Raw genomic sequence first — 25,476 nt, 5'->3', positions numbered from 1 at the left:
ATGACATCGCAGACCCCGCGTCGAATCCGCAAGGCCGTGTTTCCCGTGGCCGGCCTCGGCACCCGCTTCCTTCCGGCTACGAAGACGGTGCCGAAGGAAATGCTTCCGGTGATCGACAAGCCGCTGATCCAATACGCGGTGGACGAGGCGATCGAGGCCGGCTGCGACACGCTGGTGTTCATCACCAACCGCTACAAGCATGCGGTCGCGGACTACTTCGACAAGGCGTACGAGCTCGAACACAAGCTCGAGCGCGCGGGCAAGACGGAACAGCTCGAATTGGTGCGCCATGTGCTGCCGCCGGGGGTCAAGACGATCTTCGTGACGCAGGCCGAGGCGCTCGGGCTCGGGCATGCGGTGCTCTGTGCGAAGGACGTCATCGGCGACGAGCCGTTCGCGGTGCTTCTTCCGGACGACCTGATCTGGAACCGTGGTCCGGGCGCGCTGCGGCAGATGGCCGACGCGGCGGAACAGAGCGGGTGCAGCGTGATCGCCGTGCAGGACGTGCCCGCCGAGAAGACCGCGAGCTACGGCATCGTCGCCACCAGTGACTTCGCGAACCGGCAGGGACGCATCACGCGTATCGTCGAGAAGCCGCAGCCGCAGGACGCACCCAGCACGCTCGCCGTCGTCGGCCGGTATATTCTTCAGCCGCGCATCTTCGAGCTGCTGGAAGCCACGACGCCCGGCGCCGGTGGCGAAATCCAGCTCACCGATGCGATCGACCGGCTGCTGCAGGAGGAATGCGTCGACGCCTACCGTTTCCGCGGCACGCGGTTCGATTGCGGCACGCACATCGGCCTGATCGAGGCGACCATCCGCTACGCGCTCGATCACGAGAAGCTGAGCGACGCCGCGGCCGAGACGATGCGGAACGCGCTCGTCGAGCTGGGCGTCGTCGAGCTGCCCTGACGCTGGACAGCGTCGCGGCGTGGCGCCACGCTGGCGCGATGCCGCGATTCCAGGGCGACTACTACTCCGCGACCGCCGGCCCCGCGCCGGTGGCCCCACCGCTGCGCGGTGCCGTCGATGCGGGCGTCTGCATCGTGGGCGCCGGATTCGCGGGGCTCAACACGGCGCTCGGTCTCGTGGAGCGCGGCCGTCGCGACGTGGTGGTGCTGGAGGCGCGGACCGTCGGCTTCGGCGCATCGGGCCGCAACGGAGGCTTCGTCTTCGGTGGCTACTCGCGCGGCGAGGAACGGCTGATCGCCGACCTCGGGCCCGAAGTCGCGCGCGAGGTCTACGGGTGGACGCTGGACGCCGTGCGCCGCATCCGGTCGCGCATCGATGCGCACGGGATCCACTGCGACGCGGTCGACGGCGGGGTCATCTGGGCGAATTGGTTCAAGGACCCCCGGCCGCTGAAGGCGCGCCAGTCGCTCCTGCAGGACCGCTACGACGCGCGCTGGACGTGGCTCGACCGGGCGCAGATGCGCGAGCGAATCGTCAGCGAACGCTACGCGGACGGTTTGTTCGAGCAGGCCGCGTTCCATTTCCACCCGCTGCGATACGCGCGCGGCATCGCCGGCGTGCTCTCCCGCGAAGACGTGCGAGTGCACGAGGACAGCCCGGCGATCGCGCTCAAGCGCGAGGGCAGTGCCTGGCGCGTCCAGACGCCCGAAGGCGAGGTCCGCTGTCGCACCGTCGTGCTCGCCTGCGGGGGCTACCTCGCGGGGTTGCGCTCGCGGATCGACGCGTCGGTGCTGCCGGTCGCGACCTACGTGATGGTGACCGAGCCGCTCGGCGACCGCATGCGGGACGTGCTGCGTACCGACGCGGCGGTCTACGACACGCGCTTCGCTTTCGACTACTACCGGCCGCTGCCGGATACCCGGTTGCTCTGGGGCGGTCGCATCTCGGTGTGGGATCGCGCGCCCTCGGCGGTGGAACACGTGCTGGTGCGGGACATGCTGCGCGTGTTTCCGCAGCTGGCCGGCGTCGCCATCGACCATGCCTGGTCCGGGCTCATGAGCTACGCGCCGCACGAAATGCCGCACGTGCTCGAAGCCGAACCCGGCCTCTGGGTCGCCCAGGCGTTCGGCGGCCACGGTGTCGCGCCGACGACGGCGGCAGGCGAGCTGATCGCGTCCGCCATCGCGGAAGGCGACACACGTTGGCGACGGTTATCGCGCTATGGCCTGCAGCCGGCGTTCAAGCCGCTCGGCTTCCTCGCAGCGCAGGCGAGCTACTGGTGGGCGCAATCGAAGGACGCCCTCAAGGACCGCGTGGAGCGGGGCGTCTTCGGATAGCGCCGGCCTTGGATGCCCGAACCGGCGATCGGTGCCGTAACGGGGCCGCTCCGGCCCCGTCCGTCTTCAGTCGGGTATGCGTCAGACCGCTTCCAGGATCCCCGCCGCGCCCATGCCGGTGCCGATGCACATCGTCACCATGCCGTACTTCTGCTGGCGACGGCGCATGCCGTGCACGATGGTCGCGGTGCGGATCGCGCCGGTCGCCCCGAGTGGGTGGCCGAGCGCGATCGCGCCGCCGAGCGGATTGACCTTCGACGGATCGAGTTCGCTGTCCTTGATCACCGCGAGAGCCTGAGCGGCGAACGCTTCGTTGAGCTCGATCCAGTCGAGCTGATCGCGCGTCAGGCCGGCCTGCTTCAGCGCCTTCGGGATCGCCGCGTTCGGGCCGATGCCCATGATGTGGGGCGGCACGCCGGCGACCGAGAAACTCACGAAGCGGGCGAGGGGCGTGAGGCCGTACTGCTTGATGGCCGCTTCGGAGGCGATCAGCACCGCGGCCGCGCCATCGCTCATCTGCGACGCGTTGCCCGCCGTCACCGAACCGCCGAACTGGCCGTTCTTGAACACTGGCCTGAGCTTGGCGAGGCCTTCCATCGACGTGTCGGCGCGCGGGCCTTCGTCGGTGTCGACGATGCGCTTCTTGAGCTGGATCGCATTGCCCGCCAGGTCGGGGACGTGCGAGACAACTTCGTACGGCGAAATTTCGTCTTTGAACTCGCCCGCGGCGATCGCCGCAAGCGCCTTGCGATGCGATTCCACCGAGAACGCGTCCTGCGCCTCGCGCGAGATGTTCCACTCCTTCGCGACGTTCTCGGCGGTGATGCCCATGCCGTAGGCGACCGCGATGTGGTCCTCGTCCTTGTTGAAGACGCGCGGATTGAGCGCGATCTTGTGGCCCATCATGGGCACCATCGACATCGATTCGGTGCCGCCGGCGAGGATCAGGTCGGCATTGCCGAGCCGCACCTGGTCGGCCGCGAGCGCGACCGCCTGCAGACCGGAAGAGCAGAAACGATTGATCGTCTGCGCGGCGACGACGTCCGGCAGGCCCGACAGCAGCACGCCGATGCGCGCCACGTTCATGCCTTGCTCGGCCTCCGGCATCGCGCAGCCGATGATGGCGTCGTCGATCTGGTTGACGTCGATGCCCGGTGCCTGTGCGACCACGCTGCGCAGCACGTGCGCCAGCATGTCGTCGGGGCGGGTGTTGCGGAAGAAGCCACGCGGCGCCTTGCCCACCGGCGTGCGGGTGGCGGCGACGATGTAGGCGTCCTGGACTTGCTTGCTCATGTTCGGTTCTCTGTGTCGAGGTTCGAAGGGGATTCGAAAGGGCGGGCCTTCGAACCTCAGTTCCGCAGCGGCTTGCCGGTCTGCAGCATGTGCGCGATGCGCTGCTGCGTCTTCTCCATCTGCGCGAGTTCGACGAAGTGCTGGCGTTCGAGCTTGAGCAGCCATTCCTCGTCGACCACCGAGCCACGATCGACCGCGCCGCCGCACATGACGGTGGCGATGCGCGTCGCGATCTCGTAGTCGTGCGGCGAGATGAACATGCCTTCGAGCATGTTGATCAGCATCATCTGCAGCGAGGCGATGCCGACGTCACCCGCGACGACGACGTTGCGCGCCGGCAGCGGCGGGCGGTAGCCGGCTTCGGCCATGCCGCGCGCCTGCGCCTTGGCCGCGTGCAGCAGTTCGTGCGTGTTGAACACGACGACATCGCTCTCGCGCGCGAGCTTCAGCGACTTCGCCTCGAATGCGGACGTCGACACCTTCGCCATCGCGACGCTCTCGAAGGGCGTCTTGAGGTGCGCGAACACGTCGCCGCCCGGGCCGGCCGCCTGCGACGCGCGCACCGCGAACTCCTTCAGGCCGCCGCCCGCCGGCAGAAGGCCGACGCCCGCCTCGACGAGGCCGACGTAGCTCTCCAGCGCGAACACGCTGCACGCGGCGTGCATCTGGAATTCGCAGCCGCCACCGAGCGCGAGGCCGCGAACGGCCGCGACCACGGGCACGAGCGCGTACTTGATGCGCTGGCTGGTGCGCTGGAAGTTCTCGACCATCGCCTCGAACCCGGCGACGTTGCCGGCCTGCAGCAGGCCGAGCGCACCGGCGAGATCGGCACCGGCGGAGAAGGGCTCCTTCGGCTGCCAGATGACGAGGCCGCCGAAGTCGCGCTCGGCGATGCCGATGGCTTCCTGCAGGCCGTCGAGAACTTTGTCCGACACGGTATGCATCTTGGTCTTGAAGCTGACCACCGCGATGTCGTCGTCATCGGCCCAAAGGCGGATGCCGTCGTGTTCGAACAGGGTCTTGCCGGGCGCGAACTGCTCGCCGAGCAGCGGGTCGGGGAAACGCTGGCGCGCGTAGACCGGATTCGACGAGCGCGCGACCGCCGCGTTCTGGGCCGGGCTGAAGCTGCCCGTTGCCTCGTGCACGCCGTTGCGCGCGGCGACCCATGCCGGCAACGGCGCGTTCGCCATCGTCTTGCCCGCGGCGACGTCCTCGGCGATCCACTGCGCGACCTGCTGCCAGCCGGCCGACTGCCACGTCTCGAACGGTCCCTGCGACCAGCCGTAGCCCCAGCGCATCGCGAAATCGACGTCGCGCGCAGTGTCGGCAATGTCCTGCAGGTGGTAGGCGCTGTAGTGGAACGTGTCGCGGAATACCGACCACAGGAACTGCGCCTGCGGGTTCTCGCTCGCGCGCAGCGCGGCGAACTTCTTCGCCGGGTCGCGTTCCTTCAGGATTGCGGCGACGTCCGGATCCAGATCGCCCACGGTCGGCCGGTAATCGCGCGCCGCGACGTCGAGCACGAGGATGTCCTTGCCGCGCTTCGTGTAGAAGCCTGCGCCGGTCTTCTGGCCGAGCGCGCCCTTCTCGACGAGGCCGGTGAGCCACACCGGCGCCTTGAAGTGCTGATGCCACGGATCGTTCGGCAGTGTGTCCGCCATCGTCTTGATGACGTGCGCCATGGTGTCGAGGCCGACGACGTCCGCGGTGCGGTACGTCGCCGACTTCGGGCGACCGATCGCCGGGCCGGTCAGCGAATCGACCGTGTCGAAGCCGAGGCCGAGTCGCTCGGTGTGGTGCATCGCGGCCAGCATCGAGAACACGCCGATGCGGTTGCCGATGAAGTTCGGCGTGTCCTTGGCGATGACGACGCCCTTGCCGAGCGTGGTCGTGAGGAAGGTTTCGAGGCCGTCGAGTACCTCGCGGTCGGTCGTCTTCGCCGGGATGAGCTCGGCGAGGTGCATGTAGCGCGGCGGGTTGAAGAAGTGCACGCCGAGGAAGCGGTGGCGCAGCTCTTCCGGCAGCACGTCGGCCAGCGCGTTGATGCCCAGGCCCGACGTATTGCTCGCCAGCACCGCGTGCGCCGGCACGAACGGCGCGATGTTCTTGTAGAGATCCTGCTTCCAGTCCATGCGCTCCGCGATCGCTTCGATCACTAGGTCGCAGCCGCGCAGCAGCTCAAGCCCGGTCTCGTAGTTCGCCGGCGTGATGCGCTCGGCGAGCGACTTGTCGGCGAGCGGGGCAGGGCTGAGTTTCGCGAGGTTCGCGATCGCCTTGGTCACCACACCGTTCGGATCGCCTTCCTTCGCAGGAAGATCGAACAGCACGGTATCGACGCCGGCGTTGGTCAGGTGAGCGGCGATCTGCGCTCCCATGACGCCAGCGCCGAGCACGGCGGCGCGGCGGACGAGCAGTTTCTTCGACATGTCGGTGAAGTCCCGGTGGGGTCAGGCGGGGTCGGTCGACGGGCACTGGATGCCCGCGGCCGCGAAACGGATGAGCTCGCGCGCGGCGCGGGCCCGGTGGCTGTGATCGGATGCGCCGGCCGGCCGCTTGATCAGGCCGAAGTCGGACATCGCGTAGGTCAGCGCGCCGGACAGGAAGTCCAGGCGCCAGTACAGCGTCTCCTTGCTCAGGCCCGGCACGACGGCGGCGATGGCCTTGGCGAAGTCGCGCAGCACGTGGCCATAGTGGTCGGACAGGAACTTGCGGAGCGCGTCGTTCTTTTCGGCGTAGGCGCGGGCGATCACGCGGACGAACGAGGCGCCGCCGTGGCGGTCCTGCGCCATCGCGAGCGCGGGCTCGACGAACGCCGCCAGGATGGGCTCGAGTTCCCCGGGATGCCGCTCCACTGCGGACTTGAGCAGCGACAGGCGCTTCTCGCTCATCTCGTCCATGCGGCGGCGGAACACCTCGTTGACGAGGTTTTCCTTGCTGCCGAAGTGGTAGTTGACCGCGGCGATGTTCACGTCGGCGCGGCTGGTGACCTGCCGGAGCGAGGTTCCGCTGAAGCCGTACTGCGCGAACAGTTCCTCGGCGGCGCCGAGGATGCGGTCCTTGGTGGAAAACGGGGCGGAGGCGGTCATCGGACCTCTTCGAATCAAACGCTTGTTTGATGGTAGACCCGGACCATACGGGGGTCAATGGTCGGCGGCGGGTCGCTGCGGCCGCTTTCGCCGACCCCGGCTGAACGCGTAGAATCCATCGCTGCCAGATCGGCTAAACCCGCGTAACTACGCGGGTTTTTCTTGTTATCTTGGACGCCGAGACGAGATCGGCGTCCGCCTACCGGAGAGCAGTCCCATGGCGCTGGAGCGCACGATTTCCATCATCAAGCCCGACGCGGTCGCCAAGAACGTGATCGGCCAGATCTACAGCCGCTTCGAGGGCGCCGGCCTGAAGGTCGTCGCGGCCAAGATGAAGCAGCTGTCGCGTCAGGAGGCCGAAGGCTTCTATGCGGTGCACCGCGAGCGTCCGTTCTTCAACGCGCTGGTCGAGTTCATGGTCTCCGGCCCGGTGATGATCCAGGTGCTCGAGGGCGAGAACGCCGTCGCCAAGAACCGCGAGCTGATGGGCGCCACCAACCCGAAGGACGCCGCGCCGGGCACGATCCGCGCCGATTTCGCCGATTCCATCGACGCCAATGCCGTGCACGGCTCGGACAGCCAGGAGAACGCCGCGATCGAGATCGCGTACTTCTTCCCGCAGACCGACGTCTACGCGCGCTGATACCTGAAGTGAGAGAAATGACGAGCACGTCCCGCGACATCGATGCCACGCTGATCGACACGGCGTCCGCCGTGCCGGCGGACGCGGCCGCGCGCGTGGACGTGCCCGTCGCCGCGCCCGAGGCGAAGAGGACCAACCTCTTCGACCTCGAGCGTGTGCAGCTCGAGGACTTCTTCGAGCAGGTGCTGGGCGAGAAGCGCTACCGCGCCCACCAGGTGATGAAGTGGATCCACCACCGCTACGTCACCGAATTCGACCAGATGACCGACCTCGGCAAGGCGCTGCGCGCCAAGCTCGAGCAGCATGCGCACGTGCATGCGCCCTCGGTGGTGTTCGACAAGGCCTCCGAGGACGGCACGCACAAGTGGCTGCTCGGCATGGACCCGAAGAACGCCATCGAGACGGTCTACATCCCGGACAAGGGCCGCGGCACGCTGTGCGTGTCGTCGCAGGTGGGCTGCGCGCTCAACTGCCAGTTCTGCTCCACCGCAACGCAGGGCTTCAACCGCAACCTGTCGACCGCCGAGATCATCGGCCAGGTCTGGGTGGCGGCGCGGCACCTGGGCAACGTGCCGCACCAGCAGCGCAGGCTCACGAACGTCGTGATGATGGGCATGGGCGAGCCGCTGGCGAATTTCGACAACGTCGTGCGCGCGATGAGCATCATGCGCGACGACCTCGGCTATGGCCTCGCCAACAAGCGCGTCACGCTCTCGACCGCCGGCATGGTGCCGATGATCGACAAGCTGGGCGAAGTCAGCGACGTGTCGCTCGCCGTGTCGCTGCACGCACCGAACGACGAGTTGCGCAGCGAACTCGTGCCACTCAACAAGAAGTACGGCATCGAGCAGCTGATGGAATCCTGCGTGCGCTATGCGCTGCGCAAGCCCGGCACGTCGGTGACCTTCGAATACACGCTCATGAAGGGCGTCAACGACCAGCCGCCGCATGCGCGCGAGCTGGTCCGCCTGATGAAGGCGTTCGATCGGGCGGTGCAGATGAAGGGCGCCGCGAAGGTCAACCTGATTCCGTTCAATCCGTTCCCCGGCACCCGCTTCGAGCGGCCCACGGACCAGGCGATCCGCGCGTTCCAGAAGCTGCTCAACGACGCCGGCATGATCGCGCCGGTGCGCCGCACGCGTGGCGACGACATCGACGCCGCCTGCGGCCAGCTCAAGGGCCAGGTCATGGATCGCACGCGCCGCAATGCGGATTTCCGCCGGCAGCTGGCACAACGGGAGCAAGGTGATGCCGCAGCGTGAGGTCGCGAAGCACGCGACGGTACTTTTCCTGATCGGTTCCGTCGTCTTCGTATCCGCCTGCAGCCGCCTCAGTTTCATCCGACCCAGCTACGACCGCGGCCGCTACGAGCAGGTCGCGCACGAGGTCCATATCGACCCGCGGTCGAACGGCCGGGATACCGCCTTCACCATGGTGCAGGTCGCGCAGTCCCGACTGCTCGGTGGCGACGCTCAGGCGGCGGCCACGGCCGCGGAACGCGCGCTCAAGGCGGATGCGTCCTCGGCGGATGCGCACAGCCTGCTCGCGTTGAGCCTCGACGCCCTTGGTCGCTATGCGGAAGCCGGCGCGCACCATCGGCGCGCCGCCGAGCTCGCGCCGGCACGCGGCGCGCTGCTGAACAACTACGGGATCTGGCTCTGCTCGAACGGCAAGGCGGCGGAATCGCTGGACTGGTTCACCCGGGCGGTGGCCGCGCCGGGTTACGAGACGCCTGACGCCGCGCTCGCGAACGAGGCCGCCTGCGCGGCCCAGATCGGGCAGGGACCGCGCGCGGAGGCCGCGGCCCGCCGCGCACTCGCGATTGCCCCGTCCAATGCCCTGGCCCTGACGGTGCTGGCGCGTACGGCGCTGGCGGGCGGGCGCGGGCTGGAAGCGCGGGCCTTCATCGAACGACGCCTCGCCGCTGCCCCCGCCGATCCGGACGCGTTGCAGCTCGCGTCACAGATTGAGAAATCCCTCGGCGACACGGCCGCGGCCGCGCGCTACGTTGAACGCCTGCGGACGGAGTTTCCCCCAACCTCCCGTCCCAGTGGGGATAAATGATGACGACCATGCACTCTGCCGGCACTGCCGCCGGCGAGCGTTTGAAGCGGGCGCGCGAAGCGGCCGGATACGAGCTCGCCGAGGCTTCGGCCCGGATGCGGCTTCCCGTCCATACGTTGCAGGCGCTCGAAGACGGGGAATGGGAGCGGTTGGGTCCGCCCGTGTTCGTCCGCGGCCAGGCGCGCAACTACGCCCGGATGCTGGGCATCTGCCTGGACGACGAGGCGCTACCGAGCCCCTTCACGACGACGCAGATTCCCAGCCTCGTCAGCCACGCGCACGTGCCGCGGTATCGCCACATGGCGGAGAACCTCGCCCGGCGCGCCGTCTACGTCGTGCTGACCGTATCGCTGGTGGTACCGATCTGGCTCGCCACGCGCGGCCACGCCGGCGATGCGTCGGCCGTGGCGCCGCTCGACATCGCGCCTTCGCAGGCCGGGTCGGCGAGCCCCGAGGCGCGCATGCCGATGGTGGCTTCCATCGCCCCGATCGCGAGCGCGTCGGCCGCGACCGTCTCGGCACCGGTGGAGCTTCGATTCCACGGCGACAGCTGGATCCAGCTGTTTGCCGCCGACGGCAGCATCGTCGAGAAGGGCCTGCTGCACGCGGGCGAGCACCGGGCACTGCAACCGGACGCCGTGAGCCGCCTGGTGCTCGGCAACGCGTCGGCGGTGGAAGTCTCGGTGCACGGCCAGTCGGTCGACCTGGCGCCCTTCAGCCGAGCGAACGTCGCGCGCTTTACGCTATCCTCTGACGGTTCCCTCGCGCCGTCCGCGCCCTGATCCCGCCAGTCGGCCGGAGGTCGCGGCCGACCCCGCGCGAGGCCCAGTCCTCCAGCGGTTCCCGCGCCATGCGCGGGGCGAGACAGCATGGCGATCGACGAAATCCTCGACGAACACGAACAGAGCCGGCGCGTGCAGGAATGGCTGCGCCGCAACGGCGGTGGCCTGATCGGCGGCATCCTGCTCGGTCTCGCCGCCGTAGGCGGCTGGAAGTGGTGGCAACAGCGCCAGGCCCAGGCCGAAATGAAGCAGGCCGATACGTTCCAGGCCGCGGTGGACGCGATCGAGCGTGACGGCATCAAGGCCGCGGGTCGTGTCCAGACGCTGCCCGCGGGCGTCTACCGCAGCCTCGCCGCGTTGCGCCTTGCCAAGACCCAGGCCGATGCGCGGGACAACGCCGCGGCGATCGCTACGCTCCGTTCGGCCATGCCGACCGACACCGCCCTGAAGGCGATCTTCGAGCGCCGCATCGCGCTGCTCCAGATCGACTCGGGCAAGGCCGCCGACGCCCTGAAGGCGCTCGATGGCACCGATGCGGCGACCCTCGAGCTGCGCGGCGATGCCCAGTTCGCCCTCGGTCAGGTCGACGCGGCCCGCGAGTCGTACCGTAAGTCGCTCGCCAAGGCCGAGGTCGGCTCGCCGCAGCGCCGACTGCTCGAACTCAAGTACACCCAGGTCGGCGGCGTGCCCGCCCAGCCGCAGACACCGTGAGGTCATCCCGCATGAATTCCGCTCGCCCCTCTTCGCCGACCGGGCGCCGCGTCGCGCGTCTGGCCCTCGTCGCCGCGATCGTCGCGCTGTCGGGCTGCTCGACCGTGAGCGGCTGGTTCGGTAGCAAGGATTCGAAGAAGGCGGCCAAGCCGGCCGAGCTCGTCGCGATCACGCCCAGCATGACCGTGTCGCAGCTGTGGAGCACCGACGTCGGCGGCGGCGAAGGCCGCCTCGGTCTGCGTCAGGGGCCGGTGGTCGATGGCGGCCGCGTATTCGCCGCGGCGGTCACCGGTGGCGTGTACGCGCTCGACCTTCAGACCGGCAAGGCCGTCTGGCACCACGACACAAAGGTGAAGGTGTCGGGCGGGCCGGGCGCCGGCGAGGGTCTGGTGGTCGTCGGCGGCCTCGAGGGCGAGGTGATCGCGCTCGACGAAGCCACGGGCGCGCAGAAGTGGACTGCGAAGGTCGGCAACGAGGTCGTGGCCGCGCCGACCATCGCGCAGGGTCGCGTCTTCGTGCGCTCCGTCGACGGCCGCGTCACCGCGTTCGACGCCGCGACCGGCGAGCGCCGCTGGTTCTGGAACCGCCAGCTTCCCAACCTCACCGCACGCGGTAACGATGCGGTCGCCGTGGGGCCGGGCGTGGTGTTCGTGGGCAACGACGACGGCAGCGTCGCGATGCTCGCCGCCGCCGACGGCCGCCCGCTGTGGGAGCTCCCGATCGGCCAGCCCGAGGGACGTAACGAGCTTGAGCGCATCGCGGACGTCGATGGCACTCCGGTGCTGGAAGGCGGCGCGCTGTATGCGACCAGCATGAAGCGCTCGACCGTCGCCATTGATGCGCCGAACGGTCGTCCGGTCTGGGCGGCTGAGCACGGCGGCCCGGGGCGCCCGGCGCTCGGCGGCAACAGCGTCGTCGTCACCGAGGTCGATGGCAGCGTGTTCGCGCTCGACAAGCAGTCCGGTGCCGCGCTGTGGCAGCAGCCCGCACTCGCGCGCCGCGACGTCACTGCGCCCGCCGTTGCCGGCGACGCCGCGGTCGTCGCCGACCTCGAGGGCTACGTGCACTGGCTGCGCCTGTCCGACGGCGCGTTCGCCGCGCGGATGCGCGCCGGCCGCAATGGCATCCGCGCCACGCCGGTCGTCGCCGACGGCATCGTGCTGGTGCAGAACGTGGACGGCGGTCTGACCGCGTTCCGCGCACAGTAATGACGCCGCGGGCCGCGACCGTGGCGCGTCCACGGCGCGGCCCGTTCGTTTTCCGGAAGATCGCGAGGTCGAACCATGCTCCCGCTCGTCGCCCTCGTCGGTCGCCCCAACGTCGGCAAATCCACGCTTTTCAATGTCCTGACCCGCACGCGCGACGCGCTGGTACATGACGAGCCCGGCGTCACGCGCGACCGCAACTACGGCGTCGCGCGCCCGGAAGGCCGAGCGCCGTTCGCGGTCGTCGATACCGGCGGCATCGCGGGCGAGGACGAGGGCCTCGCAGGCGCCACGGCGAAGCAGGCGCGCGCCGCCGCGGAGGAGGCCGACCTCGTGCTGTTCGTGGTCGACGGGCGCGAGGGCCCGTCGGCGCTCGACGACGAGATCCTCGGCTGGCTGCGGCGCACGGGCCGGCCGACGCTGCTGGTCGTCAACAAGACCGACGGCATCGACGCGCAGGAATCGCTCAACGAATTCGCCCGTTACGGGCTCGCGGACCGGATCGCGGTGGCCGCGGCGCATCGGCACGGCGTGGATGCGCTGCTCGCCCGCATCTACGCGCAGCTGCCGGAGGAGGGCGCGGCGCCGGTGCTCGACGAGGACCCGTCGCGCGTGCGGATCGCCTTCATCGGGCGGCCGAACGTCGGCAAGTCGACGCTCGTGAACCGGCTGCTCGGCGAGGAGCGCATGATCGCCTCGGAGGTGCCGGGCACCACGCGCGATTCGGTCTCCATCGACATGGAGCGCGAGGGTCGTCGCTACCGGCTGATCGACACCGCCGGCCTACGCCGCCGGTCGCGCGTCGACGAGGCAGTGGAGAAGTTCTCGGCCTTCAAGACGCTGGCCGCGATCGAGCAGTGCCAGGTGGCCGTCGTGCTGCTGGATGCGTCGGAAGGCATCACCGACCAGGACGCCACGGTGCTGGGCTACGCGCTCGACGCGGGCCGCGCGCTCGTCGTCGGGGTGAACAAGTGGGACGGACTGACGGATTACCAGCGGCAGCAGGCCGAGACGATGCTGTCGCGCAAGCTCGGCTTCGTCGACTGGGCCGAGGCGGTGCGCATCAGCGCCAAGCACGGCTCCGGGCTGCGCGAGCTGTTCGCGGCGATCCACCGCGCGCATGCCTCGGCCACCCGCGAGTTCAGCACGAGCGAGGTCACGAAGGCGGTCGAGATCGCCTACGAAACCAACCCGCCGCCGACGGTCCGCGGTCACGTCGCCAAGCTGCGCTTCGCGCACCCGGCCGGCAGCAATCCGCCGATGTTCATCGTGCACGGCACGCGCCTGCGCACGCTCAGCGACACGTATCGACGCTACCTCGAGAACTTTTTCCGCAAGCGCTTCAAGCTGGTCGGCACGCCCGTGCGTTTCGTCTTCAAGGAAGGCACGAATCCGTACGAGGGCAAGAAGAACGTGCTCACCGAGAAGCAGGTCGCGAAGAAGCGTCGCCTGATCCGGCACGTCAAGCGCAGGTAATGCGCGACGCGACGGCGACGGCGTATCCCACGTAGGGCCCCGGCCGCGTGCCGGGGCGCCGTCACAATGAACGACATGATCACCACCATCGCTCCGCGGGAAGCCCTTCAGCGCCAGCGTGCGGGCGCCGTCCTCCTCGACGTCCGCGAGGCGCATGAGCGCGCATCCGGCATGGCCGAGGGCGCCATCGGGTGCGCAGCGGCCGAGATCCCCGCCACCGTCGGCGACCGCGCGCGCGAGATCGGCCTGATCTGCGAGTCCGGCATGCGCTCGGCGCGCGCGGCGGCCGAGCTGCACGACCTGGGCTATGCGAACGTGTTCTCGGTCGACGGCGGCACGCGGCGCTGGCGCGACGATGGGCTGCCGATCGTCGTGCCCGAAGGCGATGCCGACTTCTTCGATCGCTACTCGCGGCACCTGCGGCTGCCGGACATCGGCGTCGACGGACAGCGTCGGCTGGAAGCCTCGCGCGTGCTCGTGGTGGGCGCCGGCGGCCTCGGATCGCCCGCGGCGTTCTACCTCGCCGCGGCCGGGGTCGGCACGTTGCGGATCGCCGACGACGACGTGGTCGACCGCAGCAACCTGCAGCGCCAGATCCTGCATGCCGAAGACCGTATCGGCATGTCGAAGGTGGGTTCGGCGGCGCGCACGCTCGACGCGCTGAATCCGCGGGTGCAGGTGGAACAGCACGCGGTGCGCGTCACGTCGGAGAACGTCGACGCGCTGCTCGACGGCGTCGACCTCGTGCTCGACGGTGCGGACAATTTCCCGGTGCGCTACTTGCTCAACGACGCCTGCGTCCGGCACGGGAAGCCGCTGGTGTACGGCGCCGTGCATCGTTTCGAAGGCCAGCTGTCGGTCTTCGACGCCGGTCGTCATCGCGGCGAGTCGCCGTGCTACCGCTGCCTGTTCCCCGAGCCGCCGCCGCCGGAAGCCGCGCCGAACTGCGCCGAGGCCGGGGTGCTGGGCGTGTTGCCGGGCGTGATCGGCCTGCTGCAGGCCACCGAAGTGCTGAAGCTGCTGCTCGGCCTCGGCGAGCCGCTGTCGGGCCGCCTGCTGCATTTCGATGCGCTGTCGATGCGCTTTCGCGAGACGCGCCTTCGGCCCGATCCGGATTGCGCCGTCTGCGCGCCGGGCCGCGCGTTCGCCGGTTACATCGATTACGCGCGTTTCTGCGCGGGCTGACGACGGCCGCGCCGCACCGGGACCGGCGATAATGGCGCCCCGTTCAGCCGCCGCCCGCCGATGATCGACGATCGCCCGACCGCCCGAATCCTCGATGGCAAGCGCATCGCCGAGTCGTTGCTCGACGAGCTCGAAGCCCGGGTCCGCGCGCGCCTCGCGGCCGCCAAGCAGGCGCCGGGCCTGGCCGTCATCCTGGTCGGCGACGACCCGGCCTCCGCTGTCTACGTGCGCAACAAGCGCCGTGCCGCCCAGAAGGTGGGCATCCGCGCGATCGACTACGACCTGCCGGCCGACACCGGCGACGACGGGTTGCTCGCGCTCATCGACCGCCTGAACGCCGATCCGTCGATCCACGGCATCCTGCTGCAGCTGCCGCTGCCCGACCGCCGCGACGCCAGCGCGCTGATCAACCGCATCGACCCGCGCAAGGACGTCGACGGCTTCCATCCGCAGAACGTCGGCGCGCTGGTCCTGCGCGAGTTCGGGCTGCGGCCGTGCACGCCACGCGGTATCACGACGTTGCTGGGCTACACCGACCAGCCGGTCCGCGGACGAAACGCGACCATCGTCGGGGTCAGCAACCACGTCGGCCGCCCGATGGCGCTCGAGCTGTTGATCGCCGGGTGCACGGTGACCTGCTGCCACCGGTTCACGCCGCCCGAGGTGCTGGAAGCGGCCGTGCGCGGGGCCGACATCCTCGTCGTGGCGGTCGGCCGTCCGGGGCTGATCCCGGGCGAGTGGGTGAAGCCCGGCGCGGTGGTCATCGACGTGGGGATCAACCGTCTCGACGACGGCCGGCTGGTCGGCGACGTCGGCTTCGACGCCGCCGCGCGCCGGGCGAGCTGGATCACGCCCGTCCCGGGCGGAGTAGGACCGATGACGGTCGCCACGCTGATGGAGAACACGCTGGACGCGGCCGAAGCGCTTGATCGGTAACAGGACGGTGCGTGGGGCGTACACGCCGTTCCGTCCGCGTTCGGCGCGGGGCGCGGCGCCACGGTACAATGACGCGCTTCATCCTCCCGGGGCCGCCCATGCTGCGCATCCAGGCTGAAGCGCTTACCTTCGACGACGTCTCGCTCGTCCCCGCGCACTCGACGGTCCTGCCCAAGGACGTCTCGCTCGCCACCCGCCTGACCCGCGATCTCTCGATCCGCCTGCCGATCCTGTCGGCGGCGATGGACACCGTGTCCGAGGCGCGCCTCGCGATCGCGATGGCCCAGCTCGGCGGCATCTCGATCGTCCACAAGAACATGACGCTCGAGCAGCAGGCCGCGCACGTCGCGCAGGTCAAGAATTTCGAGGCCGGCGTCATCCGCGAGCCGTTCACGGTTGGGCCCGACGCGACGATTGCGGACGTGCTCAAGCTCACGCGGGCGCGCAACATCTCGGGTGTTCCGGTCGTCGACGACAGCGGGCAGCTGGTCGGCATCGTCACCAGCCGCGACATGCGCTTCGAGAAGCAGCTCGACGATCCGGTGCGCAACATCATGACGCGCAAGGATCGCCTGGTGACCGTGCGCGAAGGCGCGCAGGACGACGAGGTGCTCGACCTGCTGCACAAGCACCGCATCGAAAAGGTGCTGGTCGTCAACGACGACTTCGCGCTGCGCGGGCTGATCACCGTCAAGGACATCCAGAAGAAGCGCGACAACCCGACCGCGGCCTACGACAGCGGCGGTCGCCTGCTGGTCGGCGCCGCGGTGGGCGTCGGCGGCGACACCGAGGCCCGCGTGGAAGCGCTGGTAGCGGCGGGTGTGGACGTCATCGTCGTCGACACCGCGCACGGCCATTCGCAGGGCGTGCTCGACCGCGTGAAGTGGGTCAAGACGCGGTACCCGAAGGTGCAGGTCATCGGCGGCAACATCGTCACCGGCGACGCGGCACTCGCGCTGATGGACCACGGCGCGGACGCGGTGAAGGTCGGTGTCGGCCCGGGGTCGATCTGTACCACGCGCATCGTCGCGGGCGTCGGCGTGCCGCAGATCACCGCGGTGTCGATGGTCGCGGAGGCGTTGCAGGATCGCATTCCGCTGGTCGCCGACGGCGGCATCCGCTTCTCCGGCGACATCGGCAAGGCGATCGTCGCCGGTGCCTCGAGCGTGATGATCGGTGGCCTGTTCGCGGGCACCGAGGAATCGCCCGGCGAGATCGAACTGTTTCAGGGTCGCAGCTACAAGAGCTACCGTGGCATGGGCTCGCTCGGTGCGATGGAGAAGGGCTCGAAGGACCGCTATTTCCAGGATGCGTCCGACGCCGACAAGCTCGTGCCGGAAGGCATCGAGGGCCGCGTGCCGTACCGCGGGCCGCTCGCGAACGTGGTGCACCAGCTGGCCGGCGGCCTGCGCGCGACGATGGGTTACGTCGGTTGCGCGACGGTCGAGGAAATGCGCAAGAAGCCGAGCTTCGTGCGCGTGACCAGCGCCGGCACGCGCGAGAGCCACGTGCACGACGTGCAGATCACCAAGGAGCCGCCGAACTACCGCACGTAGTTCGCGGCGCGCCGTGACGGCGCAACACGATGTCGACGGCCGCGACGTCGCGCCGTCGGGACAGTCACCGTCCCGCTCAAAGGGACGCACCGGAAAACCCAGCGCGTGCACGACATCCACAGCGACAAGATCCTGATCCTCGATTTCGGCGCGCAGTACACGCAGCTCATCGCGCGCCGCGTGCGCGAGCTGGGCGTCTACTGCGAGATCTGGGCCTGGGACCACGATCCGGCGGAGATCGCCGCGTTCGCGCCGAAGGGCATCATCCTGTCCGGCGGCCCGGAATCGACGACGCTGCCGGATGCGCCGCGTGCACCGCAGGAAGTGTTCGATTCGGGGCTGCCGCTCCTCGGCATCTGCTACGGCATGCAGACGATGGCGGCGCAGCTCGGCGGCGCGACCGAAGCGGCCGATGCGCGCGAATTCGGCCACGCCACGGTGGACATCGTGCGGCCGGATGCGTTGTTCGCCGGCCTGAGCGACCACGGCGGCGCGCCGCGCCTCGACGTCTGGATGAGCCACGGCGACCACGTCGCCGAGGTTCCGCCCGGCTTCGCGATTACCGCGCGCACCGACCGGATCCCGGTCGCGGCGATGTCCGACGAGTCGCGCCGCTGGTACGCGGTGCAGTTCCATCCCGAAGTCACGCATACGAAGCAGGGCCAGTCGCTGCTCCGGCGGTTCGTCGTCGACATCTGCGGCTGCGCGACGCTCTGGACGGCGGCGAACATCATCGAGGACCAGATCGCCCGCGTGCGTGCGCAGGTCGGAACGGACGAGGTGATCCTCGGCCTGTCGGGCGGCGTGGATTCGTCGGTTGTCGCCGCGCTGCTGCATCGCGCGATCGGCGACCAGCTGACCTGCGTGTTCGTCGACACCGGGCTGCTTCGCTTCCAGGAGGGCGACCAGGTCATGGCGATGTTCGCCGAGCACATGGGTGTTCGCGTCATCCGCGTGAACGCACGCGATCGCTATTTCGATGCGCTCAAGGGCGTCGACGACCCCGAAGCGAAGCGCAAGATCATCGGCCGCCTGTTCGTCGAGATCTTCGACGAGGACTCGCACCGGTTGACCAACGCGCGCTGGCTCGCGCAGGGCACGATCTATCCGGACGTGATCGAGTCGGCCGGCAGCAAGACCGGCAAGGCGCACGTGATCAAGAGCCACCACAACGTGGGCGGTCTTCCGGAGGAGATGAACCTCGGGCTGGTCGAGCCGCTGCGCGAGCTGTTCAAGGACGAGGTGCGTCGGCTCGGCGTCGAGCTCGGCTTGCCGGCGCCCATGGTGTATCGCCATCCGTTCCCGGGCCCGGGCCTGGGCGTGCGCATCCTCGGCGAGGTCAAGCCGGAATATGCGGAGATCCTCGCGAAGGCCGACCACATCTTCATCGAGGAGCTGCGTCGCGCGGACCTCTACGACAAGGTGAGCCAGGCGTTCGCGGTGTTCCTGCCGGTGCGTTCGGTCGGCGTCGTCGGCGATGCCCGCGCCTACGAATGGGTGATCGCGCTGCGTGCGGTGGAAACGATCGACTTCATGACCGCGCATTGGGCGCACCTGCCGCACGAGTTCCTCGGCCACGTGTCGAGTCGCATCATCAACGAGGTTCGCGGTGTGTCGCGCGTGGTGTACGACATCAGCGGCAAGCCGCCCGCGACGATCGAATGGGAATGAGCGACCAGCCTGCGCGGCCCGGCCGCGGGCGTCGTTCGCAGCGTTGCGCTGCCGGCCGGGACGGGCGTTCGAAACACGCGACGCCCGGCGGATCGCTTCATTGGTGATGTCCGCCGGCGCATGAGTCTTCCGGGCGACATCGACATGCACTTCATGCGCGAAGCCCTCGCGCTGGCCGCGCATGCCCGCGATTCGGAGGATGAGATCCCGGTCGGCGCGCTGGTCGTGGATGCGCGGGGCGAGGTCATCGGGCGCGGCTGGAACCGCAACATCGGCGAGCACGACCCGAGCGCGCATGCCGAAATCGTTGCCATGCGCCAGGCGGGCAGGGCGGTCGGCAACCACCGGCTGGTCGGCGCGACGCTCTACGTGACGCTAGAGCCGTGCCCTATGTGTGCGATGGCGTTGATCCACGGACGCCTGGCGCGCGTCGTGTTCGGTGCATTCGACCCGAAGACGGGCGCGGCCGGCAGCGTGTTCGACCTGCTGGGCGATCCGCGGCACAACCATCGCGTCGAGGTGGCCGGCGGCGTCCTGGGCGACGAAGCCGGGGCGATGCTGACCGCGTACTTCCGCGCTAAGCGCGGTCGTCCGGTGCCGCCGGGGTCCGGTGCCGACTGATTTCCTGGTCGAGCTCCTCGTCGAAGGAGCGCACGGACAGGCTGACCTCCACGCCGAGCAGCAGGCTCGCGCCGAGCAGGAAGGCCACGCCGAGCAGCGCGAGCGCGGTGGGCAGGACATCCAGCCGGTAGCGCAGGAATGCGTCGATCGCCAGCGTGAGGCTGGTGCCGATGAAGCAGCCGAGCGCGATATAGAGCATCTGGCAGGCGCGCAACACGAGGTGCGCGCGACGACGATGGCGGCGGACGCGGGTTTCGCGTCCGGGGTCGTCGGGCGTCGCGTGTTTCCACTCCTCGATCACGCGTCGCAGCCGATCGACCACGCGCGCAAGCCGCGCGTTGGCCGATGCGAGCAGCGACCCGGTGGCGGTCATCAGCAGCGCGGGCGCGAGCATCGCGGTGAGGATCGCGTAATGGCCGGCATTGAAGAGGGCGTTCATCGCGTTCGGGTCGTGAGGGTCACTGGATTATGATGCGTCCAACACGACACGGATGATGCAGATGAGCGACCCGCGCGGGCACGGCCAACGCCTGATCTGGATCGACCTCGAAATGACGGGGTTGGATACCGGGACCGATTCGATCCTCGAGATCGCGACGATCGTGACCGATGCCGACCTGCAGATCCTCGCCGAAGGGCCGGAGCTCGCGATCGCGCACCCCGTCGCGCGGCTCGAGGCGATGGACGACTGGAATCGCAACCAGCATCGGCGTTCGGGCCTGTGGGATCGCGTCGTCGCTTCGACGGTCGACATGGCCGAAGCCGAGCGGCTCACGGTCGCGTTCCTGGAGCAGTGGATCGCGCCCGGCGCCTCGCCGATGTGCGGCAATTCGATCTGCCAGGACCGCCGTTTCCTGCATCGCCTTATGCCGCGTCTCGAGCGGCATTTCCACTACCGCAACCTCGACGTGAGCACGATAAAGGAACTGGCGCGGCGGTGGGCGCCGCAGGTGCTGGCCGGGGTCAGCAAGGAAGCCGCCCATACCGCGCTGAGCGACGTGCGCGACTCGATCGCCGAACTGCGGCACTACCGCCAGTTCATGGGCGCGCTCGCGGGGCAGGCGGGCACGAACGCCTAGGGAACTGCGTCCTCTCGCTACGGTCGGATGCCCGTCCAAGGGAGGCGGGCATGGTGCGGGACGCAAGGGAACGGCGGGACGCGACGATCGCGTGGATCGCGGTCGGCGCGATGCAGGCGGCGATCGGTATCGGGATTGCGCAGCTACGGCCGCCGGTGGCGCCGGGCGCGCACGACGACGCGCTCGTCGTCGAAGTCATCCCTGCGCCGCGCGTGGCCGGACGCGTGACGCGTCCGCGGTCCTAGCGGGCAACCACCATCGCGCGCGAGGCGACGCACACCGTCGATCCGCTCCCGCGGGCGGCGGGCGAGGCGCCGGTGCAGTCGTCGGGTACTGCGGTCCACGACGTCGTCGTCGCGCCGCTGGACCTGCGACTTCCAGATATGGCTGCGTCCACGGCGGAAGCCCGGAACCCACTCGAGCGGGCGCCGGCGGTGGAGGCGCGGCCCACGCGTTTCGCCCAAGCATGGGTTCCCGAAGGCGACGCGCTGCGTCAGGCCTCGTTTCGCTCGGCGGCGGTGGGCGTCGCGGCGGCTGCGTTCGGCGGGCCACCGCGGCGCTGCAAGGAAGTGGAGCGTCGCCTTCGGAAGGCGAACTGCCTGCCACTGCACGGTGGCGAGGCGGACGACGAAGTCCTGCGTCGATCGCTCGATCCCTGAGCCGGAAAAAACAAAAGCCCGCTTTCGCGGGCTTCTGAAGGATGGCGTCCCCACGGGGATTCGAACCCCGGTCGCTACCGTGAAAGGGTAATGTCCTAGGCCTCTAGACGATGGGGACGTCGTTGACTCTCCGGATACCGCTCGACGAGTCGAAGATTGGTGGAGCCAGCCGGGATCGAACCGGCGACCTCTACAATGCCATTGTAGCGCTCTCCCAGCTGAGCTATGGCCCCACGCGCTGGAGAGCCGGCATGTTAGTGATGAGCCCGGGGTCCGTCAAGCGTCCTGCACGATTACTTCACGTTCCGCAGCATCGAGCGGTCCGACGAAGCGCAGCGTCGCGGTCGAATGCCCGCGCTCGCCCAGGTATTGCAGCCACTTGCCGAGGAACGTGTTCATCCGCATGCGATGGCCCAGCAGCCGCTCGGGCGTCGGGTTGACGCCGATCACGTCCTGCCACCGCCGTCCGACGTAGCAATGCGTGGCCTCGGCCTGGCGGGCATCGTGATACAGGCGGACGTAGGCCGACGGATCCGATTCTCCAGTGACGGGATCGGTCATCGCATAGCTCAACCGGACTTCCGTGGTGTACGGGTGCTGGCCTATCACGTCGACGCGCAGCGCCACCCCGTCGCCGATATCGGACGTCCATCGGCCCTCGGCCAGGTGCCGGATATCGAAAAGCCGCGCGAGGCGGCCGTGGTTCTCGGCGTACAGCGCCATCAGCCAGGCGAAGCGGCCGAGGCGCGGGACGAGGCGTTTACGGGCGGCGACAGTCGTCATGGATCGACTGTACACGCGGCCTGTCCACGCCGGTGCGACGCCGCCGAACGCGTTCAGGCCCAGATACGGGAAGCCGTGATCGCGTCCTCAGAACATCTCGCGCTGCAGCCCGAGCGTGGTCAGCACCTTGCTCGCGATCTCCTCGATCGACGTGTGCGTGGTGCTCAGCGTCGGGATGCGCTCGGCGCGGAACATGGCTTCGGCGGCCGCGACTTCGCGCCGGCACGTCTCCAGTTGCGCATAACGCGAGTTCGGACGGCGCTCCTGCCGGATCTGCTGCAGGCGCGACGGCTCGATGGTCAGGCCGAACAGCTTGTCGCGGTAGGGGCGCAGGCGCGGCGGCAGCCGGTCGTGCTCGAGGTCTTCCTCGGTCAGCGGGTAGTTCGCCGCGCATACGCCGTAGTGCAGCGCAAGGTATAGGCAGGTCGGGGTCTTGCCCGCGCGGGACACCGCCACGAGCACGAGGTCGGCGGCGGAATAGTCGAGGCTCTGGCCGTCGTCGTGCGTCAGCGTGAAGTTGATCGCGTCGATGCGGCGGTGGTAGCGCTCGAAGTCGACCATGCCGTGCGCACGGCCGACGTGCCGCTGCCGGTTCTGGCCGAGCTCGCGCTCCAGCGGCTCGATGAAGGGTGCGAAGACGTCGAGCATCAGGGCGCCGCTCTCGACCAACGCCGCACTGACCTCCGGGTCCACGCACGAATTGATCACGATCGGTCGTACACCATGCCGCGCGCCCGCTTCACGGATGCGGGCGACCGTCTCGCTCGCCCGTTCCAGCGAATCGACGAACGAGATGCGGAACGTCTCGAACCGGGTTTCGGTGAACTGCGTGAGCACGCTGTGGCCGATCGTCTCGGCGGTGATGCCGGTGCCGTCGGAGACGTAGAAGACGGGTCGAACGTCGCTCATCGCGGTGTGCGCCATGCGGTGGTGGGACAGGAAAAACCCCGGCAAATCAAGCTTGTATGCGCGGGACGCAGCGGCGATCATATCCGCAATCCGCCGGCCGGACGTGCCCGGAAAACCTCCTCGGAGAAGGTCTTGAACGAGAACATCCTCTGGTTGAACGCGCTGCGCCTGTCCGACCTGGCGCGCGTCGGCGGCAAGAATTCCTCGCTCGGCGAGATGATCGGCCACCTCGCCGGTCTCGGCGTGTCGGTGCCCGGTGGCTTCGCGACGACGGCGGAAGCCTTCAAGGCCTTCATCGCCCATAACGACCTGCACCAGCGCATCTTCGACCGCCTCGCGTCGCTCGACGTCGAGGACGTGCAGGCGCTGACCCGCGCCGGCGGCGCGATCCGCGGCTGGGTGATCGACGCGCCGCTGCAGCCCGACCTGGACCGCGAGATCCGTGAGGCCTACCGCACGCTGTGCGCCGAGAACGGCGGCGGCGACGTCGCGGTGGCGGTTCGCTCGTCGGCGACCGCAGAGGACCTCCCGGACGCGAGCTTCGCGGGCCAGCAGGAGACCTTCCTCAACGTGACCGGCGAGGACGACGTCGTCCACAAGGTCAAGGAAGTCTTCGCGTCGCTCTACAACGACCGCGCGATCGCCTACCGCGTGCACCACGGCTTCAAGCACGAGGACGTGTTCCTCTCCGCCGGCGTGCAGCTGATGGTGCGTTCGGACTGCGGCGCGTCCGGCGTGCTGTTCACGCTCGACACCGAATCCGGCTTCCGCGAGGTCGTGTTCGTCACCGCCAGCTACGGACTCGGCGAGATGGTCGTGCAGGGCGCGGTCAATCCCGACGAGTTCTACGTCTACAAGCCGATGCTGCGCGCGGGCAAGACGGCGATCCTGCGTCGCACGCTCGGCGCGAAGCAACTGCGGATGGTCTATTCCGACGTGCCGGGCGAGCGCGTGCGCACGGAGCCGACGCCGGAGGAACTGCGCAACCGCTTCTGCGTCACGGATGCGGACGTGGAGGAACTCTCGAGGCAGGCGCTCGTCATCGAGCAGCACTACGGCCGCCCGATGGACATCGAGTGGGCGAAGGACGGCATCAGCGGCAAGCTCTTCATCGTGCAGGCGCGGCCTGAAACGGTGAAGTCGCGCGCGCATGCCACGCAGATCGAGCGCTATCAGCTCATGGAGCGCGGCAAGATCGTGTGCGAGGGCCGTGCGATCGGCCAGAAGATTGGCACCGGCGTGGCGCGCGTCGTGCGCAATCTCGACGACATGCACAAGGTGCAGCCCGGCGACGTGCTGGTCGCCGACATGACCGATCCCGACTGGGAGCCGGTTATGAAGCGTTCGGCGGCGATCGTGACCAATCGTGGCGGCCGCACCTGCCACGCGGCGATCATCGCGCGCGAGCTCGGCGTGCCGGCGGTCGTCGGCACGGGCAACGCGCTCGATTCCATCCTCGACGGCCAGCAGGTCACCGTGAGTTGCGCCGAGGGCGACACCGGCTTCATCTACGAAGGCGAGCTGCCGTTCGACCGCAACGTCGCCGACCTCGAGCACATGCCGCCGGCGCCGCTCAAGGTGATGATGAACGTCGCCAACCCCGAGCGCGCGTTCGATTTCGCGATGCTGCCCAACGCCGGCGTCGGCCTCGCGCGCCTGGAGATGATCATCGCGAGCCACATCGGCGTGCATCCCAAGGCACTGCTGGAGTACGACCGCCAGGATGCGGACACCAAGAAGAAGATCGACGCGAAGATGGCGGGCTATTCCAGCCCGGTCGACTTCTACGTCGATCGCCTCGCCGAAGGCATCGCGACGATCACCGCATCGGTCGCGCCGAATCCGGTGATCGTGCGCCTGTCGGACTTCAAGTCGAACGAGTACGCCAACCTCATCGGCGGTGCCCGCTACGAGCCGCACGAGGAAAACCCGATGATCGGCTTCCGCGGCGCCAGCCGTTACGTCGATCCGTCGTTCGCCGCCGCGTTCGCGCTGGAATGCCGCGCGGTGCTGAAGGTCCGGAACGAGATGGGCCTGACGAACTGCTGGGTGATGATCCCGTTCGTGCGCACCCTCGACGAAGGCCGCAAGGTGGTCGAGGTGCTGCGCGCCAACGGCCTCGAGCAGGGCAAGGACGGCCTGAAGATCATCATGATGTGCGAGGTGCCGTCGAACGCACTGCTGGCCGACGAGTTCCTCGACATCTTCGACGGCTTCTCGATCGGTTCGAACGACCTCACCCAGCTCACGCTCGGGCTCGACCGCGACTCCGGCATCGTTGCGAACCTGTTCGACGAGCGCGACCCGGCGGTGAAGAAGCTGCTGTCGATGGCCATCCGCAGCGCGCGCGCGAAGGGCAAGTACGTAGGCATCTGCGGTCAGGGCCCGAGCGACCATCCGGACCTGGCGCAGTGGCTGATGGAAGAGGGCATCGAATCGGTGTCGCTGAATCCGGACACCGTCGTCGATACGTGGCTGCGGCTCGCCAAGGCGAAGGCCAAGGCCGGCTGATCGATTCGCGACCGGACGAAGAAAAGCCCCGCTCCGGCGGGGCTTTTTCGTTGGCGC

Annotated in this window: 24 protein-coding genes and 2 tRNA genes; 18 read left to right on the top strand and 8 right to left on the bottom strand. The window is 68.9% G+C overall.

Going from position 1 to position 25,476, the window contains the following annotated elements; all coding sequences use genetic code 11:
- Together galU and E4F61_RS03810 are read left to right on the top strand one after the other, a co-directional pair.
- A complete protein-coding gene (galU, locus tag E4F61_RS03815) occupies positions 1-912 on the top strand; it encodes a UTP--glucose-1-phosphate uridylyltransferase GalU (RefSeq protein WP_133478345.1) in 912 nt (303 codons plus the stop codon).
- Positions 913-950: 38 nt separating this feature from the next.
- Positions 951-2,249 carry an NAD(P)/FAD-dependent oxidoreductase gene (locus E4F61_RS03810; protein ID WP_133478344.1) on the top strand — a complete coding sequence of 433 codons (1,299 nt, stop codon included), beginning with the start codon at positions 951-953 and terminating at the stop codon, positions 2,247-2,249.
- Positions 2,250-2,330: 81 nt separating this feature from the next.
- Here E4F61_RS03810 and E4F61_RS03805 read toward each other — a convergent pair whose 3' ends face one another.
- Genes E4F61_RS03805 through E4F61_RS03795 form a run of 3 tightly spaced genes read right to left on the bottom strand, consistent with a single transcriptional unit; the run spans position 2,331 to position 6,628 of the window.
- Positions 2,331-3,542: an acetyl-CoA C-acyltransferase gene (locus E4F61_RS03805; RefSeq protein WP_133478343.1), complete on the bottom strand. Its 1,212-nt coding sequence runs from the start codon at positions 3,540-3,542 to the stop codon at positions 2,331-2,333.
- Positions 3,543-3,598: 56 nt separating this feature from the next.
- Complete coding sequence (locus E4F61_RS03800) at positions 3,599-5,968, bottom strand: 3-hydroxyacyl-CoA dehydrogenase/enoyl-CoA hydratase family protein (RefSeq protein WP_133478342.1); 2,370 nt, start codon at positions 5,966-5,968, stop codon at positions 3,599-3,601.
- A 21-nt stretch (positions 5,969-5,989) separates the two neighbouring features.
- Positions 5,990-6,628: a TetR/AcrR family transcriptional regulator gene (locus tag E4F61_RS03795; protein WP_133478341.1), complete on the bottom strand. Its 639-nt coding sequence runs from the start codon at positions 6,626-6,628 to the stop codon at positions 5,990-5,992.
- 217 nt (positions 6,629-6,845) lie between these two features.
- Between E4F61_RS03795 and ndk the strand changes: the two genes are divergently transcribed.
- The 12 genes from ndk (at position 6,846) to tadA (ending at position 19,478) form a co-directional block, all read left to right on the top strand.
- Positions 6,846-7,271: a nucleoside-diphosphate kinase gene (gene ndk, locus E4F61_RS03790; RefSeq protein WP_133478340.1), complete on the top strand. Its 426-nt coding sequence runs from the start codon at positions 6,846-6,848 to the stop codon at positions 7,269-7,271.
- Positions 7,272-7,288: 17 nt separating this feature from the next.
- Positions 7,289-8,533 (top strand): dual-specificity RNA methyltransferase RlmN, encoded by a 1,245-nt coding sequence (gene rlmN / locus E4F61_RS03785; RefSeq protein WP_133478339.1) that lies wholly within the window; start codon positions 7,289-7,291, stop codon positions 8,531-8,533.
- The gene (locus E4F61_RS03780) at positions 8,520-9,335 is read left to right on the top strand and encodes a tetratricopeptide repeat protein (protein ID WP_133478392.1); all 816 of its coding nucleotides are present in this window, start codon (positions 8,520-8,522) and stop codon (positions 9,333-9,335) included. The genes rlmN and E4F61_RS03780 overlap by 14 nt, the downstream gene beginning before the upstream one ends.
- Complete coding sequence (locus tag E4F61_RS03775; RefSeq protein WP_238382792.1) at positions 9,335-10,117, top strand: helix-turn-helix domain-containing protein; 783 nt, start codon at positions 9,335-9,337, stop codon at positions 10,115-10,117. The genes E4F61_RS03780 and E4F61_RS03775 overlap by 1 nt, the downstream gene beginning before the upstream one ends.
- A gap of 87 nt (positions 10,118-10,204) precedes the next feature.
- Positions 10,205-10,828 (top strand): YfgM family protein, encoded by a 624-nt coding sequence (locus E4F61_RS03770; RefSeq protein ID WP_133478337.1) that lies wholly within the window; start codon positions 10,205-10,207, stop codon positions 10,826-10,828.
- 11 nt (positions 10,829-10,839) lie between these two features.
- A complete protein-coding gene (gene bamB / locus E4F61_RS03765) occupies positions 10,840-12,036 on the top strand; it encodes an outer membrane protein assembly factor BamB (RefSeq protein ID WP_133478336.1) in 1,197 nt (398 codons plus the stop codon).
- A gap of 75 nt (positions 12,037-12,111) precedes the next feature.
- Positions 12,112-13,509 carry a ribosome biogenesis GTPase Der gene (der, locus tag E4F61_RS03760; RefSeq protein WP_133478335.1) on the top strand — a complete coding sequence of 466 codons (1,398 nt, stop codon included), beginning with the start codon at positions 12,112-12,114 and terminating at the stop codon, positions 13,507-13,509.
- Between the two features lie 66 nt (positions 13,510-13,575).
- Complete coding sequence (gene moeB / locus E4F61_RS03755; RefSeq protein WP_425480103.1) at positions 13,576-14,694, top strand: molybdopterin-synthase adenylyltransferase MoeB; 1,119 nt, start codon at positions 13,576-13,578, stop codon at positions 14,692-14,694.
- A 60-nt stretch (positions 14,695-14,754) separates the two neighbouring features.
- Positions 14,755-15,630, top strand: coding sequence for a bifunctional methylenetetrahydrofolate dehydrogenase/methenyltetrahydrofolate cyclohydrolase FolD (gene folD, locus E4F61_RS03750; protein WP_133478333.1), 876 nt, complete (start codon positions 14,755-14,757; stop codon positions 15,628-15,630).
- 98 nt (positions 15,631-15,728) lie between these two features.
- Positions 15,729-17,186, top strand: coding sequence for an IMP dehydrogenase (gene guaB / locus E4F61_RS03745; RefSeq protein ID WP_133478332.1), 1,458 nt, complete (start codon positions 15,729-15,731; stop codon positions 17,184-17,186).
- A 105-nt stretch (positions 17,187-17,291) separates the two neighbouring features.
- Positions 17,292-18,857, top strand: coding sequence for a glutamine-hydrolyzing GMP synthase (gene guaA / locus E4F61_RS03740; protein ID WP_133478331.1), 1,566 nt, complete (start codon positions 17,292-17,294; stop codon positions 18,855-18,857).
- A gap of 120 nt (positions 18,858-18,977) precedes the next feature.
- A complete protein-coding gene (gene tadA, locus E4F61_RS03735) occupies positions 18,978-19,478 on the top strand; it encodes a tRNA adenosine(34) deaminase TadA (RefSeq protein WP_133478330.1) in 501 nt (166 codons plus the stop codon).
- Here the strand turns inward: tadA and E4F61_RS03730 are convergent.
- The gene (locus E4F61_RS03730; RefSeq protein ID WP_133478329.1) at positions 19,435-19,917 is read right to left on the bottom strand and encodes a DUF2721 domain-containing protein; all 483 of its coding nucleotides are present in this window, start codon (positions 19,915-19,917) and stop codon (positions 19,435-19,437) included. The two genes, tadA and E4F61_RS03730, sit on opposite strands and share 44 nt — an antisense overlap.
- Positions 19,918-19,978: 61 nt before the next feature.
- Between E4F61_RS03730 and orn the strand changes: the two genes are divergently transcribed.
- From orn to E4F61_RS03715, 3 genes are all read left to right on the top strand, one after another.
- Positions 19,979-20,557: an oligoribonuclease gene (orn, locus tag E4F61_RS03725; RefSeq protein WP_133478328.1), complete on the top strand. Its 579-nt coding sequence runs from the start codon at positions 19,979-19,981 to the stop codon at positions 20,555-20,557.
- A gap of 50 nt (positions 20,558-20,607) precedes the next feature.
- Positions 20,608-20,802 carry a hypothetical protein gene (locus tag E4F61_RS03720; protein WP_133478327.1) on the top strand — a complete coding sequence of 65 codons (195 nt, stop codon included), beginning with the start codon at positions 20,608-20,610 and terminating at the stop codon, positions 20,800-20,802.
- Positions 20,803-20,874: 72 nt separating this feature from the next.
- The gene (locus E4F61_RS03715; protein WP_133478326.1) at positions 20,875-21,216 is read left to right on the top strand and encodes a hypothetical protein; all 342 of its coding nucleotides are present in this window, start codon (positions 20,875-20,877) and stop codon (positions 21,214-21,216) included.
- A 42-nt stretch (positions 21,217-21,258) separates the two neighbouring features.
- Here E4F61_RS03715 and E4F61_RS03710 read toward each other — a convergent pair.
- From E4F61_RS03710 to ppsR, 4 genes are all read right to left on the bottom strand, one after another.
- Positions 21,259-21,334, bottom strand: a tRNA-Glu gene (locus E4F61_RS03710).
- A gap of 39 nt (positions 21,335-21,373) precedes the next feature.
- A tRNA-Ala gene (locus E4F61_RS03705) sits at positions 21,374-21,449 on the bottom strand.
- Positions 21,450-21,492: 43 nt separating this feature from the next.
- Positions 21,493-21,999 carry a DUF1249 domain-containing protein gene (locus tag E4F61_RS03700; protein ID WP_133478325.1) on the bottom strand — a complete coding sequence of 169 codons (507 nt, stop codon included), beginning with the start codon at positions 21,997-21,999 and terminating at the stop codon, positions 21,493-21,495.
- An 87-nt stretch (positions 22,000-22,086) separates the two neighbouring features.
- A complete protein-coding gene (gene ppsR, locus E4F61_RS03695) occupies positions 22,087-22,908 on the bottom strand; it encodes a posphoenolpyruvate synthetase regulatory kinase/phosphorylase PpsR (RefSeq protein ID WP_133478324.1) in 822 nt (273 codons plus the stop codon).
- 132 nt (positions 22,909-23,040) lie between these two features.
- On the opposite strand from ppsR, the gene ppsA reads away from it, so the two are divergent.
- Positions 23,041-25,419: a phosphoenolpyruvate synthase gene (gene ppsA / locus E4F61_RS03690; protein ID WP_133478323.1), complete on the top strand. Its 2,379-nt coding sequence runs from the start codon at positions 23,041-23,043 to the stop codon at positions 25,417-25,419.
- The last annotated feature ends 57 nt before the right edge of the window (positions 25,420-25,476 follow it).

Origin of the sequence: Cognatilysobacter segetis, from assembly GCF_004359965.1 — a bacterium.
GTDB classification, from domain to species: domain Bacteria; phylum Pseudomonadota; class Gammaproteobacteria; order Xanthomonadales; family Xanthomonadaceae; genus Cognatilysobacter; species Cognatilysobacter segetis.
The sequence above is the reverse complement of the archived record's forward strand: the minus strand, read 5'-3'. Positions and strand labels throughout refer to the sequence as shown.